This is a genomic window from Mycolicibacterium sp. 624 (assembly GCF_040548615.1).
In the GTDB taxonomy this organism is placed as follows: domain Bacteria; phylum Actinomycetota; class Actinomycetes; order Mycobacteriales; family Mycobacteriaceae; genus Mycobacterium.
This window is the reverse complement of the sequence record NZ_JBEPRZ010000002.1, coordinates 234618-248648: the sequence shown is the minus strand read 5'-3', so window position 1 is coordinate 248648 and position 14031 is coordinate 234618. Positions and strand designations below refer to the sequence as shown.

11 protein-coding genes are annotated in these 14031 nt (G+C 66.5%); 7 read left to right on the top strand and 4 right to left on the bottom strand.

From position 1 onward, the window contains the following. Positions 1-58 precede the first annotated feature (58 nt). Positions 59-226 (bottom strand): hypothetical protein, encoded by a 168-nt coding sequence (locus tag ABIA65_RS08290; protein WP_241403771.1) that lies wholly within the window; start codon positions 224-226, stop codon positions 59-61. Positions 227-281: 55 nt separating this feature from the next. Between ABIA65_RS08290 and typA the strand changes: the two genes are divergently transcribed. Further along, the gene (typA, locus tag ABIA65_RS08285; protein ID WP_354523226.1) at positions 282-2180 is read left to right on the top strand and encodes a translational GTPase TypA; all 1899 of its coding nucleotides are present in this window, start codon (positions 282-284) and stop codon (positions 2178-2180) included. A gap of 632 nt (positions 2181-2812) precedes the next feature. After that, the gene (locus ABIA65_RS08280) at positions 2813-4747 is read left to right on the top strand and encodes an ABC transporter family substrate-binding protein (RefSeq protein ID WP_502919539.1); all 1935 of its coding nucleotides are present in this window, start codon (positions 2813-2815) and stop codon (positions 4745-4747) included. On the opposite strand, the gene ABIA65_RS08275 is transcribed toward ABIA65_RS08280, so the two are convergent. Beyond that, entirely contained in the window at positions 4731-5984 is a 1254-nt protein-coding gene (locus tag ABIA65_RS08275) for a chloride channel protein (protein ID WP_354523224.1), read from the bottom strand. The two genes, ABIA65_RS08280 and ABIA65_RS08275, sit on opposite strands and share 17 nt — an antisense overlap. Positions 5985-6006: 22 nt before the next feature. On the opposite strand from ABIA65_RS08275, the gene mshB reads away from it, so the two are divergent. After that, positions 6007-6888 (top strand): N-acetyl-1-D-myo-inositol-2-amino-2-deoxy-alpha-D-glucopyranoside deacetylase, encoded by an 882-nt coding sequence (gene mshB, locus ABIA65_RS08270; protein ID WP_241403775.1) that lies wholly within the window; start codon positions 6007-6009, stop codon positions 6886-6888. A gap of 110 nt (positions 6889-6998) precedes the next feature. Then, positions 6999-7427 carry a hypothetical protein gene (locus ABIA65_RS08265; RefSeq protein WP_241403776.1) on the top strand — a complete coding sequence of 143 codons (429 nt, stop codon included), beginning with the start codon at positions 6999-7001 and terminating at the stop codon, positions 7425-7427. On the opposite strand, the gene ABIA65_RS08260 is transcribed toward ABIA65_RS08265, so the two are convergent. Together ABIA65_RS08260 and ABIA65_RS08255 are read right to left on the bottom strand one after the other, a co-directional pair. Then, positions 7424-8599 (bottom strand): NADH-quinone oxidoreductase subunit E, encoded by a 1176-nt coding sequence (locus ABIA65_RS08260; RefSeq protein ID WP_354523223.1) that lies wholly within the window; start codon positions 8597-8599, stop codon positions 7424-7426. The two genes, ABIA65_RS08265 and ABIA65_RS08260, sit on opposite strands and share 4 nt — an antisense overlap. 188 nt (positions 8600-8787) lie before the next feature. Beyond that, complete coding sequence (locus ABIA65_RS08255; RefSeq protein WP_354523222.1) at positions 8788-10023, bottom strand: hypothetical protein; 1236 nt, start codon at positions 10021-10023, stop codon at positions 8788-8790. A 181-nt stretch (positions 10024-10204) separates the two neighbouring features. Between ABIA65_RS08255 and ABIA65_RS08250 the strand changes: the two genes are divergently transcribed. From ABIA65_RS08250 to ABIA65_RS08240, 3 genes are all read left to right on the top strand, one after another. Continuing rightward, positions 10205-12787: a bifunctional FO biosynthesis protein CofGH gene (locus ABIA65_RS08250; RefSeq protein ID WP_354523221.1), complete on the top strand. Its 2583-nt coding sequence runs from the start codon at positions 10205-10207 to the stop codon at positions 12785-12787. Between the two features lie 111 nt (positions 12788-12898). Beyond that, complete coding sequence (locus ABIA65_RS08245) at positions 12899-13363, top strand: DUF2231 domain-containing protein (protein ID WP_354523220.1); 465 nt, start codon at positions 12899-12901, stop codon at positions 13361-13363. A gap of 102 nt (positions 13364-13465) precedes the next feature. Further along, a complete protein-coding gene (locus ABIA65_RS08240) occupies positions 13466-14014 on the top strand; it encodes a YceI family protein (RefSeq protein ID WP_241403781.1) in 549 nt (182 codons plus the stop codon). The last annotated feature ends 17 nt before the right edge of the window (positions 14015-14031 follow it).

Here is a 14031-nt window from a genome sequence, read left to right as displayed (position 1 = left end):
TCGATGCCTCCAATCGCCGCCCGACTAATCCACGGTACGCCGGTATTCGTCGAGGTCGTCAAGCCTTTCGCGCACGTTTGTAGACCTTCTCGAGGTCTTTGCCGCGAATACCTGACAGTTCGGCCTTGTGCACCTTGTGAAGCACCAGTGGGCAGCGCTTACAGCGGGGTTTGGAGCGACAGCACTTCTTCTTGGGTTTGGCGCCGGCGAGCTTGCTGACCTTCACATGACCTCTCGTTGCTCATCACTCGTTTTCGCGATTGGTTACCCGCGCTGCGACAATGAACGACGTGGATTTTCGTAACGTAGCCATCGTCGCCCATGTTGATCATGGCAAGACGACCCTCGTCGATGCGATGCTGCGTCAGTCCGGCGCTCTCTCCCATCGCGGTGATGACGCCATCGAACGGCTCATGGACTCTGGTGACCTGGAGAAGGAAAAGGGCATCACCATCCTGGCCAAGAACACCGCGGTGCACCGGCAGCACCCCGATGGCTCGATGACGGTGATCAACGTCATCGACACTCCGGGGCACGCGGACTTCGGCGGTGAGGTCGAACGCGGCCTGTCCATGGTCGACGGCGTGCTGCTGCTGGTCGACGCCTCCGAGGGTCCGCTGCCGCAGACCCGGTTCGTGCTGCGCAAGGCCCTGGCCGCGCACCTGCCGGTGATCCTGGTGGTCAACAAGACCGACCGTCCCGACGCGCGCATCTCCGAGGTCGTCTCGGAGAGCCACGACCTGCTGCTCGACGTCGCATCAGATCTGGATGCGGAAGCGCAGACGGCTGCCGAGGAGGCTCTCGGGCTTCCGGTGCTGTACGCATCCGGTCGCGCTGGCATCGCCAGCACCGTCGAGCCCGCCAACGGGGAGAACCCCGAGGGCGAGAACCTCGACGCGCTGTTCGACGTCCTCATGGAGCACATCCCGCCGCCGCAGGGGGACCCCGAGGCCCCACTGCAGGCGCTGGTCACCAACCTCGACGCCTCGGCGTTCCTCGGCCGTCTGGCACTGGTCCGCATCTACAAGGGCAAGCTGCGCAAAGGCCAGCAGGTCGCGTGGATGCGCGAGGTGGACGGTCATCCCGTCATCACCAACGCCAAGATCACCGAACTGCTTGCCACGGTCGGTGTAGAGCGCAATCCCACCGACGAGGCCATCGCCGGTGACATCGTCGCCGTCGCGGGCATGCCCGAGATCATGATCGGCGACACGCTGGCCGACCCGGACCACGCGCACGCGTTGCCCCGCATCACCGTCGACGAGCCCGCGATCTCGGTGACCATCGGCACCAACACCTCGCCGCTGGCCGGGAAGGTGTCCGGGCACAAACTGACGGCGCGCATGGTCAAGTCCCGGTTGGACAGCGAACTGGTCGGCAACGTGTCGATCAAGGTTGTCGACATCGACCGCCCCGACGCCTGGGAGGTGCAGGGCCGTGGTGAGCTGGCGCTGGCCATTCTGGTCGAGCAGATGCGCCGCGAGGGCTTCGAGCTGACCGTCGGCAAGCCGCAGGTGGTTACCCGCACGATCGACGGCAAGCTGCACGAGCCGTTCGAGGCGATGACCATCGACTGTCCCGAGGAGTTCGTCGGCGCCGTCACCCAGCTGATGGCCGCCCGCAAGGGCCGCATGGAGGATATGGCCAACCACGCGGCGGGCTGGGTCCGGATGGACTTCATCGTGCCCAGCCGCGGACTCATCGGCTTCCGCACCGACTTCCTGACGTTGACGCGCGGCACCGGCATCGCCAACGCGGTGTTCGACGGCTACCGGCCGTGGGCTGGCGAGATCCGCGCACGCCACACCGGCTCGCTGGTCTCCGACCGCACCGGTTCGGTGACACCGTTCGCGATGACCCAGCTGTCAGATCGTGGTCAGTTCTTCGTCGAGCCCGGCGATGACACCTACGAGGGCCAGGTCGTCGGAATCAACCCGCGCGCCGAGGACCTCGACGTCAACGTGACCCGCGAGAAGAAGCTCACCAACATGCGGTCCTCGACCGCCGACGTCTTCGAGACGCTCGCGAGGCCGATGGAGCTGAGCCTCGAACAGGCCATGGAGTTCTGCGCCGAGGATGAGTGCGTTGAGGTCACGCCGGAGATCGTGCGCGTGCGCAAGGTCGAGCTGGTCGCCAGCCTGCGGGCCAGGGCCAAGGCTCGCGCCAAGACTCGCGGCTGACGACGATCTAGCGGCGAGGGACGAGCCGCACTGAGGCGTCAGGCAACTCAATGCGGGGATGCTCGCGGTTGAAGGCGGCGATGTCGGCGTCAATGCGCCGCGATGCGGTTCGTAGTCCTCGAATGACACGGCGAAGCTGCCAAACCGCCGCGATCGCGAGCATTAGCCACCACACGACATCCATCTACGTCGCCTCTCTCGTCGTGTCCGAGCCGGTCCTGCCTGTCGGGCCGCCGCGACTCCGGCAGACCCTAACTTGACGCCGCTGTAAATATCAGGCAAATAGATAGAACACGTTCTAGAAGAATTTCGCAGGCGCTAGGAATGTGTGGGTCCGGCAAATGCCATCTGGAAGCGCGGCGATCGACTAGGCACTCGGGCCGGCGCCAGGTATTCCAGGCCGTCCGCTCGCTATTCGTGTTGACCTAGGCATACGTCTCATCAGCTCCTTGACCATGCAAGTTCTGGCGGAGATCGAGCGTTCGTCGTCGGAACGCCCGCGGCGCGAGACGATGCTCAATCCGGCCACCCCTAGGGCACTAGATCGGATCCATGCAACGACATGTAGGGGTCGTATAGCGAACACCAGCTAAGTCCGATGAGGCGCCGAGTCGTCCAGCTCTCGACCCAGGATGTGCGTTGCCGATGCCACTGGGCGAGGGGCTCAGAGGCCTGCCGATACCCTGAACACCGTGCCAGGACCCGTACGCGTCATTGCCGCGATATCCGCGCTGGTGACGTTGGTGGCGGCGTGCACCGTCAGCCCGCCCCCGGCGCCCCAGAGCACCGACACCACCGAGAGCACTCCGCCGCCGCCGATGAAGGCGACGCAGATCATCATGGCCATCGACTCGATCGGCGCCGGGTTCAATCCACACCTGATGTCGGATCAGTCGCCGGTGAACGCGGCGATCTCCTCGCTGGTGCTGCCGAGTTCGTTCCGGCCCATCGCCGATCCGGCGACGCCGACCGGGTCGCGGTGGGAGCTGGACACCTCGCTGCTGGAGTCGGCGGAGGTGACGAGCGAGGCCCCCTTCACCGTCACGTACAAGATTCGGCCAGAGGCGTCGTGGACCGATAACGCACCGATCGCCGCTGACGACTACTGGTACCTGTGGCGCCAGATGGTCGGCGAGCCCGGTGTCGTCGACCCCGCGGGTTATGACCTGATCACTGGAGTGCAGTCGGTCGAGGGCGGCAAGACCGCGGTGGTCACGTTCTCCCAGCCGTATCCGGCGTGGCGAGAACTGTTCAACGACATCCTTCCCGCGCACATCGTCAAGGACATTCCAGGCGGGTTCGCCGCGGGACTGGCGCGTGTGATGCCGGTGACCGGCGGCCAGTTCCGTGTGGAGAGCATCGATCCGCAGCGCGACGAAATACTGTTGGCGCGCAACGACCGCTACTGGTCGGTGCCCGCCAAGCCCGATCTGATTCTGTTCCGGCGCGGGGGAGCGCCTGCCGCGCTGGCTGATTCGATCCGCAACCGCGACACCCAGGTGGCTCAGGTGCATGGCGGCCAGGCAGCGTTCGCCCAGCTGTCCGCGATTCCCGACGTGAGGACTGCGCGCATCGTCACGCCGCGGGTTTTGCAGCTGACGCTGCGCGCGCAGCAGCCGATGCTGGCCGACCCGCAGGTGCGCAAGGCGGTCCTCGGGCTTATCGATGTGGATCTGCTGGCCGCCGTCGGTGCGGGCAGCGACAACACCGTGACGCTGGCCCAGGCGCAGGTGCGCTCGCCGTCCGACCCGGGTTACACCCCGACGGCCCCGCCCGCGATGACCAAGGAGGCGGCGCTGACTCTGCTCGCCGAGTCCGGCTATCAGGTTCAGCTCGCCGATCCAGCGCCGCCGTCCACTCCGGGTAACCCGCTACCCAACGACGACCGCGGCCGGATCACCAAGGACGGTCAACCACTCACGCTGGCGCTGGGCGTCGCCGCCAACGACCCGACGTCGGTGGCCGTCGCCAACACCGCCGCCGACCAGCTGCGCAGCGTCGGCATCGCCGCGTCGGTGGTCGCGCTTGATCCGCCAGTTCTCTACGGCGAAGCGCTCGCCGAGAACCGCGTCGATGCGATCGTCGGCTGGCACCAGGCCGGTGGCGATCTGGCCACCGCGCTGGCATCGCGCTACGGCTGCCCCGCGTTGGAGGCCACCGCCGTCGCGACGGCTCCACCGGTTCCGCCGGGGGATCCGACGCCCACAACGACCACCACGACCGCGTCGCCCGTGCCTACTCCGACACCGGGCGCGACGAGCACCGTCACCAGCCCCGCCCCGGCGCCCGAGTCCGACCAGCTGATTCAGGCGCCCAGTAACCTGACCGGAATCTGCGACCGCAGCATTCAGCCGAAGATCGACGCCGCACTCGACGGCACCGAGAACATCGCCGACGTGCTCAAGGCCGTTGAACCCCGGCTGTGGAACATGTGGACCGTGATGCCGATCCTGCAGGACACCACGATCGTCGCGGCGGGCCCCAGCGTGCAGAACGTGAGCCTGTCGGGTGCGGTCCCGGTCGGCATCGTCGGCGACGCGGGAAAGTGGATCAAGGTTCCGCAGTAGCACTGTCAGACAGGGCCACCTGCCTGCGCTCTCGCGCGACCCGGATGACGTGCGCGGTGGCGGCCGCGACCGCGAACACCAGCAGCAGCCACACCGGCGGACGCGCGAGTTCCCACACGAACAGCGCAGCCCACACCGGTGCGCGCTGGGTCACCGCCAGGACGCCCGCGGCGCACGTCAGCGACACGGCGGCCACCTGAATGTCGGTGCCCGCCAGGTGATTCAGCGTCAGCGTCGCCAGCGATCCCGCGGCCGCACCCGTCGCCAACGCGGGGGTGATCATGCCGCCGACGGCGCCCGCGCGAAGGAATAGCGCAGTCAGCAGGGGTTTGAGTGCCAGCAGCACCGCTGCGCCGCCCAGCGTCAGACTCGCGTTGACGCTGACGGTGAGGATGCTGCGGCCGTTGCCCGGGAGCTCGGGCCACCAGATCGAGCAGACACCCGTCGCCAGGCCCGCGAACGCGATCGCAGGAACCAGTGTCCACGAACGGATCTGGGGTTTCGGTCGTGCCATCGACATCAACCTGTCGAAGGACAGGCCCACCGCCACCGACAGTGGCGCGATCGCCAACGCCAGAAAGACGAACAGGTAGGACAGGCTCGGGTCCGGCCACGTGAGCGAACGCTCGAAGTGGGTGACCGGCGAGGCGACGGCCACCGCCAGACTCGACGTTATCAACGCGGTGCCCAGCGCCCGAGGATGCCACGTGCCCAACAGGATTCGTGCCGCGAACAGTGCGCCGCCCAGCGGCACGCTGTACACCGCGCCCAGCCCGGCGCCAGCCGCGCAGGCCAGCAGGATCTCGCGGTCGCGTGGTGTGAGCGACAGGCGGGATATGCCCAGATCGCCGAACGACGCGGCGAGTTGACGGGGTGCCCCCTCCCGTCCCAGCGAGGCCCCCGCCCCCACCAGTAGAACCTGCAGGCCCGCGTCGATCGACATGCGCAGCCGGGGGATCGGCCGATGCTCGGCGATAGTCGACGAGAGGCTCGGCACGTCGGCGCGCCGACGCAGCGCCCACCAACCGAGGCCCGCCAGCGCGCAGCCGATCATTGGGCCGACTGCCCTTCGAACCGGACTGCTGTCACCAACGCCGGTGAGCAGCGTGCCGAACGAATAGTGGTAGGTCAGATGCTCCACGGCGTGCAACAGAAGGGTTGTGGCCGCGCCCGCGGCCCCAGCGAGCAGCCCGATGACGACCACAGCACACGAGTACTCCACGGCGCGCCGCGACACCGGGTGAATCTATCGTGAGGCAATGGAGATTCCGCGGCTTATCTTCGTCCACGCGCACCCCGATGACGAGACGTTGACCACCGGCGCCACCATCGCGCACTATGCGGCGCGCGGGGCGCAGGTGCACGTCGTCACGTGCACGCTCGGCGAGGAGGGCGAGGTGATCGGCGACCGGTGGGCGCAACTGGCCGTCGATGGCGCCGACCAGCTCGGCGGTTACCGCATCGGTGAACTGTCGGCCGCCCTGGCGAGTCTCGGCGTCGCCGAGCCCGTGTTCCTGGGCGGTGCGGGTCACTGGCGCGACTCCGGTATGGCGGGCACACCCGCCCGCGGGCATCAGCGCTTCACCGACGGTGACCCAGACGAGGCAGTGGCGGCGCTCGTCGAGATCATCCGGTCGGTTCGCCCACACGTCGTCGTGTCCTACGACCCGGACGGCGGCTACGGCCATCCCGACCACATCCGCACCCACGAGGTCACCTCGGCCGCCATCGTCGCTGCGGCGGGCACCGACGGCCCGGGGCACGCGTGGCAGGTGCCGAAGTTCTACTGGACGGTGATGTCCTCTTCGGCGGCCGAGAGTGGGCTGCGGGCCATCGAATCCACAGACCTGCCATCGCACTGGATCCGGTTGCCCATGGGGGACTTCCCGTTCCTGTACAGCGACGACCGGATCGACGCCGTGGTGCACGCGCCCGAGAGCCGGGCAGCCAAGATCGCCGCGATGCGCGCACACGCCACGCAGGTCACTGTCTCACCCGACGGGGCGGCCTTCGCACTGTCGAACGACATCGTTCTGCCCATGCTGGACTCCGAGCACTATGTCCTGGCGGCAGGCGTCCCGGGTGAGCGCGACGAACGAGGGTGGGAGACCGACCTGCTGTCCGGCCTGAATCTCGGTTAGACGCGATGGGACGAGGTAGGCTGCCGAAAGTACCGCGACGGAGGGATGGCGATGGACCCGGACCTGGATCCCAATCTGCAACACTGGCAGGACCGCATGGACAACTTCCAGTGGGTAACCGGTTCGCTCGTCGCTCTGATCGACAGCATCCCGACCTGATCTTCGACGCTCCGGGCTGGCAGCGGCCCGTCGTCCTTTCGATCCTCACCCTCAACGGGGTTTTGTCAGCGCTGGCTGGTGCCTTGTTTCTGCCGCTCTACCTCGGCACGATTCCATTCCCCATCAGCGCGCTCATCAGCGGCGTGACCAATCTGGCCTTGTTATGGGCTGCGCAGCAATGGACATCGTCAACCCGGTTGGCGACGCTGCCGCTGTGGGCATGGCTGGTGACGGTGGTGGGGCTGACCCTCGGTGGCCCCGGCAACGACATCGTCTTCGGCGGCACCGGCATCCTGGCGCTGGGACCGCTGCTATTGCTCGTGATCGGTGCGCTGCCGCCCGTGCTGCTGCTGTACCGGCGCACGCCCGCCCACGCCTAGCGCGACGCGTCGCCTGACGCCGTCTTCTTGTCGGGCTTCCCGGAGTGGGTCGTCGAGTGAGGCTCGTGCCGCGTGTTGGTCGTGCCCGTCTGGTCGGGGCCGGTGTCCGACGGCGTCGACGCGGGCGCCGGCTTGTCCTTGTCTGATGCCCCGTAGGTGTCGGGCTTGGTGTCGGTGTCGGGCTTGGTCGTGGGGCTGACGCGGACCTCACCCTGTGCCGAGACAGTGCCCGACGTCGACTTGCCCGTCGGTATCAGGCGAGCGGACTTGGCCGCCGTGATCAGCTGATTGAGCTTGGGTGAGGTGACGGGATCGATTGAGGTGGTCGGATCGGTGGCGTCGACCGGCGGCGTCTCGACATTCACCTTGTCCGCGGGTGGGTCCGTCACTACCTCATCAGCGACGACCTTGTCGGTGACGACCTTGTCGGTGACGACCGTGGGATTGATCGCCTTGGGCAGGAGCCCCTCGATCACTTCCTTGAGCCTCACCGACAACGGTGGCGCGGACATGAGGGACGAGTCCTCGACGGTCTGGAGCGGCTCCACCGTCTGCACGGTCGTCGTCGACCCGGGGATCGGCGGGATTGGTGGCAGCGGCGGCAACCAGAAATCCAGCTGAGCATTGGCCAGGAAGATGAAGGAGTTGATCGTGTCGACGGCCACGTTCCGCAGGCCCTGACCGAAGCTGATCTGGCGATCAAGCCAATCGGCGATGTTGAAGGTGATGCTCCTGACGATCATCTCGCCGAAGTCGTAGAAGATCGAGATCTGGGGCGCCAACCATCCGACCCAGGGAATCCAACCGACCGCGTACGCGGCGACGTCGAAGCCCCACTCGACCCACGGCTCGACGGCGTCGTAGACCCACTTGATGCTGCTACCGAGCGAAACGGGTGAGACGGTCGGCGGGAAATGCGGTGTGGGGAATGGTGCGCTGGCGCTTGGCGGGATTATCACCCGCTTCAACCAATCGGCGAGAAGCCCTGGGACTTCGGTCGGTGCCACAAGGGGCTGCACCGCGGCGGTGAGCTGCAGTGCCTGTGACGTGACGTGGAGGTTGACAGCCGATGGCGACGGACGCGGCTCCTGCGTCGACGGTGCGATCGCAATCGTGGCGGCCACGGACGCGACCACGGTTGCGGATATCAATGGGCGCAACGAAATAGCCATGGCAATCCACCCTCTGCGCGTGACGACTGCGAATGCCGCGAACCTACGCTCGTGTCAAACGTGTTGGGCGGCATTCGACAACGCGTCTCGCCGACTATTACCCAATTCAATTAGCGGTATCGCCGGGGACACCGCAATTCATCGCCGGTTGATCCCCAGACGACGCCCGCGAAGTAGCGACTGAGGAGCTAGTCGGACGCTGCCTTCTTGTCGTTCTTCTCGTTCTTGTCGGAGTCGGTCTTGTCCGTAGCACTGGTCTTGTCCGTCTGCTCAGCGCTGGCGCCCGACGGTGCCGACTCAGGCGCAGGCTTCTCCTTGTCCGACGATGCAGCTGCAGCCGGCTTGGTGTCCGTGGCCGGTGTGGTGGTTGCACCACCGCGCACCTCACCCTGTGCGGACACGCTGCCCAACGTGGACTTGATTGGCGTGAGCTTCGTCGGCGTCAGCTTGATCGGCGTGGTCGGGGCGATGGTCTCGTCGTCGGTCTCGGGGGCGACGACGGGCGTCGTCTCGTCCACGGGCACCTCGGGTGTCACGACCTCGGGTGTGGTGACCTCGGGTGTCACGACCACGGGATCCGTCACCTCGGGTGTGGTGACTTCGGGTGTGGTGACTTCGGGTGTGGTGACTTCGGGTGTGGTGGCCTCGGGATCCGTCGCCTCAGTCTCGGTGACCTCAGTTTCGGGTTCGATCTCAGTGCCGACCTTCTCGTCGGTCACCTCCTCGAGCGCCGTCGACAGCAGAGACACGTCCTCGACGGTCTCGAACGGCGTCACGGTCTGCACGGCAGCCAGGGGAAGGGGCGGAATCGGCAGCGGAGGCAGCGGCGGGATCAGCCATCCGAAGAAGTAGTTGAACTCGGCGATGCCGGTGTTGATCGCCGCGTTGATCGCGGTCTGGCCGACGTTGACCAGACCGTTGACCCACGTCGAGAGGTTCAGTGGATCGTTGAGAATCGGATTGATCAACCCGTACACGACACTGTCGGCGATCGGCGTGATCAGGAAGTCGTAGAAGATGTTGATCTGGTCGCCGATGAAGTATCCGAACGGGATGAACCCCAGGACGTAGTCGGCGAGGTCGACGCCATAGCTCACCCAGTACTGAACCCACTCGTAGGCGTTGGTGAACCAGTCAGATGCGGCGTTGAGCGGTGCGGGCGCCGGTGCGGCCGCAGCGGTGGCGAACGTCGACTCCGGGTCGATCCGGCGGATGGCATCACGCGCCGTCGCCAACTGTTCGGGACGCAGCGGCTCGAGGATGATCGGCTTGACCGACGCGGCGAGGTCGACGCGTGCGGTCACGGCACGCTCGGTGGGCTGAATCAAGGGGTGTGCCGACGCGGTTGTCGGCGAGGCGACGAGTGCCGCCGCCGCAACGGCCGCCACACCGGTGACGAAATGGGACCTCAGGGACACACTCATAACTTGCTACCTCTCGCGACAGACCCGACAGCAAGAACTTACGTGGCGGTCAGGTGATCTGTGTGGAGATGGGAGGCCCGGCGGCGTGTGGCTGCGACTACTGTGGCCCCTATGCGAGGCGCAGGTGTTTCAGATAGTGAGACGCGCGGATGATTCTTCACGACCTTGGGGTTAAAGGGGAGTGGCTCTGAACCCCCAGCGCGGTGCCGATCTGCCCAGCCCCGCGGTACCACCACGGTCCGGAACGCCCAGCCCCGCGGCAATGAGGCGGGTGTTGCGGCGCGCCAGGGACGGCGTGGCGCTCAACGTCGACGAGGCCGCCATCGCGATGACGGCCCGCGGCGATGACCTCGCCGATCTCTGTGCCAGTGCCGCCCGGGTGCGTGACGCCGGTCTGGAGGCCGCCGGTCGGCGCGGATCCACCGGACGGCTGCCGGTCAGCTATTCGCGCAAGGTGTTCATACCGGTGACGCACCTGTGCCGCGACACCTGCCACTACTGCACGTTCGTCACTGTTCCGGGCAAGCTGCGCGCCGCGGGCCAGGGCATGTACATGGAGCCCGACGAGATTCTCGACGTCGCCCGCCGCGGTGCGGAGTTGGGCTGCAAGGAAGCTCTTTTCACCCTCGGGGACCGTCCTGAGGCGCGCTGGGACGAGGCCCGGCAATGGCTCGACGAGCGTGGTTATGACTCCACGCTGGACTACGTGCGTGCGATGTCCATTCGTGTGCTCGAGGAGACCGGTCTGCTGCCGCACCTGAACCCGGGTGTGATGAGTTGGTCGGAGCTGTCGCGGCTCAAGCCGGTGGCTCCGTCGATGGGCATGATGCTGGAGACGACCTCGCGCCGGTTGTTCGAGACCAAGGGCCTGGCGCACTACGGCAGCCCGGACAAGGACCCGGCGGTCCGGTTGCGCACGCTCGACGACGCGGGCCGGCTGTCGATCCCGTTCACCACGGGGCTGCTGGTCGGGATCGGTGAGACGCTCACCGAGCGCGCCGAGACCGTGCATGCAATCCGACGCTCACACAAGGAGTTCGGCCACGTCCAGGAAGTGATCGTGCAGAACTTCCGGGCCAAGGAGCACACCGCGATGGCGGGGAGACCCGACACCGGTATCGATGACTTCCTCGCGACGCTGGCCGTGACCCGGTTGGTGATGGGTCCCAAGGTTCGCATCCAGGCCCCGCCGAACCTGGTGTCGCGCCAGGAGTGCCTCGCGCTCATCGGTGCGGGTGTCGACGACTGGGGTGGGGTGTCGCCGCTGACCCCCGACCACGTCAACCCCGAACGCCCGTGGCCCGCGCTCGACGAACTCGCCGACGTCACCGCGGAGGCCGGCTATGACCTGGTCCAGCGGTTGACGGCGCAGCCGCAGTACGTGCAGGCGGGCGCGGCGTGGATCGATCCCCGAGTGCAGGGTCACGTCGCCGCGCTGGCGGACCCCGACACAGGTCTGGCGCTCGACGTGAGCCCGGTCGGGCGTCCGTGGCAGGAGCCCGACGAGGCGACCGAATCTCTTGGCCGCACCGATCTGCACACCGCCATCGACACCGAGGGCCGTCTCACCGAGACGCGCAGCGATCTCGGAAGTGCCTTCGGCGACTGGGAGTCCATTCGCGAGAAGATCAGCGAACTCGCGGCGCGGGCACCAGAGCGCATCGACACCGATGTGCTCGCGGCGCTGCGCTCGGCCGAGCGTGACCCCGCCGGCTGCAGCGACGATGAGTACCTTGCGCTGGCGACCGCCGATGGTCCAGCATTGGATGCCATTGCCGCACTTGCCGATTCGCTGCGTCGCGACGTCGTCGGTGATGACGTCACCTATGTGGTGAACCGCAACATTAACTTCACCAACATCTGCTACACCGGATGCCGGTTCTGCGCATTCGCCCAACGCAAGGGTGATGCCGACGCCTACTCGCTGTCGACCGACGAGGTCGCCGACCGGGCGTGGGAGGCGCATGTCGCCGGTGCCACCGAGGTGTGCATGCAGGGCGGTATCGACCCCGAGCTGCCGGTCACCGGATACGCCGATCTGGTCCGGGCGGTCAAGGCCCGGGTGCCGTCGATGCACGTTCACGCGTTCTCGCCCATGGAGATCTCCAACGGCGTCACCAAGAGCGGTATCTCGATCCGGGAGTGGCTGACCGATCTGCGCGAGGCCGGTCTCGGGTCCATTCCCGGGACGGCGGCTGAGATCCTCGATGATGAGGTCCGCTGGGTGCTGACCAAGGGCAAGCTGCCGACGTCGGCGTGGATTGAGGTCGTCACCACAGCGCACGAGGTTGGCCTGCGTTCCAGTTCGACGATGATGTACGGCCACGTCGACACGCCACGGCACTGGGTGGGGCACCTCAACGTGCTGCGCGGCATCCAGGACCGCACCGGTGGTTTCACCGAGTTCGTCCCGCTGCCCTTCGTGCACCAGTCCAGCCCGCTGTACCTGGCGGGCGGCTCGCGACCGGGGCCCACGCACCGTGACAATCGGGCGGTGCACGCCTTGGCCCGGATCATGTTGCACGGCAGGATTCCCAGCATCCAGACCAGCTGGGTCAAGCTCGGTGTGGAACGCACTCAGGTGATGCTCAACGGCGGCGCCAACGATCTCGGCGGCACTCTGATGGAGGAGACCATCTCGCGGATGGCGGGCTCGGAGAACGGATCGGCCAAGTCCGCCGACGAACTCATCGCCATCGCCGAGGGCATCGGCCGCCCGGCGCGCCAGCGCAGCACCACCTACACACCGTTCTTGGCAGCGTAGCCTTTCCTTAGTCCTCTCGCTCGAAACATTTTGCGACGAAGGGGGTTTGGATCGAACCTGGGTATTTCGCGGCGCGTATATCTTGTAGGTACGCCGAGCCCCAGGAGCGCCATGACCACTATTGCCGGAATCCCTGCCCATGCCCTGCTGGTCCACGGCGTGGTCGTGCTGACGCCACTCACGGCGCTGCTCGCCATCTTGTGCGCCTTCTGGCCAGCGGCACGGCGTCGGCTGGTGTGGTTGGTGCTGGCACTTGCAGTCGGAGTCGCGGTGCTCACGCCAGTGACAACGTCGGCTGGAGAGTGGTTGTACAACCGCGAGGCTCAGCACAGCACCATTCTCGAACTCCACCAAGAGCGTGGTGAGTGGATGATCTACTTCGCCGTGGGGCTCCTGGTCGTGGCAATCGTCCAGGCCGTTCAGCACTGGCTCGAGTCACGCTCCACGGAGCCGCGAAAGGTGCTTGCGGTGGTAGCCGCAGTGCTCGCGGTGGTGGTGGGGGTCTCGTCAATCGTCGGTGTTGTGCAGATAGGGCATTCGGGGGCCGAGGCCAAGTGGGGCGTCGCCTCCGAGTAGGGGTCCTGCAGGTGGGGCGTGCGGGAATGAAACCGGACTAAGGTCCGTTTATCTCCTTGAAGGTGTCGGAGAGGCCGGCGCCCCAATCAAGGAGACTCGCACATGACCGCAGCGGTAGCCACCGACCTCAGCGCAGGCACCTGGGCCATTGACCCCGTGCACTCGTCCGTCACGTTCTCGGTGCGACATCTGATGGTGAGCAAGGTACGCGGAAACTTCGACGAGTTCAGCGGTGCGATCGTGGTCGCCGAGGACGGCACGCCGTCGGTCACGGCCGAGATCGGAGTCGACTCGGTCAACACGCGCAATGAGCAGCGCGACGCACACTTGAAGGCCGCCGACTTCTTCGACGCCCAGCAGTACCCGAGTGCCACGTTCGTCTCGACCGGTGTCCGCGCCGATGGTGATGACTATGTACTGGACGGCGACTTCACCCTCAAGGGCGTCACCAAGCCGATCCAGCTTAGGCTCGAGTTCAACGGCGTCAACCCTGGCATGGGCCACGGCGAGGTAGCCGGCTTCGATGCGTCAGTCGTGCTGAACCGCAAGGACTTCGGCATCGATATCGATATGCCCCTGGAGACCGGCGGCGCCGTCGTCGGCGACAAGGTGACCATCACCCTCGAGATCGAGGCACTCAAGCAGGCCTGACACACTCTGCCGAGCAG

Bases quoted from the DNA above. Each gene is read 5' to 3' on its own strand.
- typA (WP_354523226.1), top strand. From the start codon at position 282: ATGAACGACGTGGATTTTCGTAACGTAGCCATCGTCGCCCATGTTGAT.
- ABIA65_RS08280 (WP_502919539.1), top strand. From the start codon at position 2,813: ATGTGCGTTGCCGATGCCACTGGGCGAGGGGCTCAGAGGCCTGCCGAT.
- mshB (WP_241403775.1), top strand. From the start codon at position 6,007: ATGGAGATTCCGCGGCTTATCTTCGTCCACGCGCACCCCGATGACGAG.
- ABIA65_RS08260 (WP_354523223.1), bottom strand. From the start codon at position 8,599: ATGGCTATTTCGTTGCGCCCATTGATATCCGCAACCGTGGTCGCGTCC.
- ABIA65_RS08255 (WP_354523222.1), bottom strand. From the start codon at position 10,023: ATGAGTGTGTCCCTGAGGTCCCATTTCGTCACCGGTGTGGCGGCCGTT.
- ABIA65_RS08245 (WP_354523220.1), top strand. From the start codon at position 12,899: ATGACCACTATTGCCGGAATCCCTGCCCATGCCCTGCTGGTCCACGGC.
- ABIA65_RS08240 (WP_241403781.1), top strand. From the start codon at position 13,466: ATGACCGCAGCGGTAGCCACCGACCTCAGCGCAGGCACCTGGGCCATT.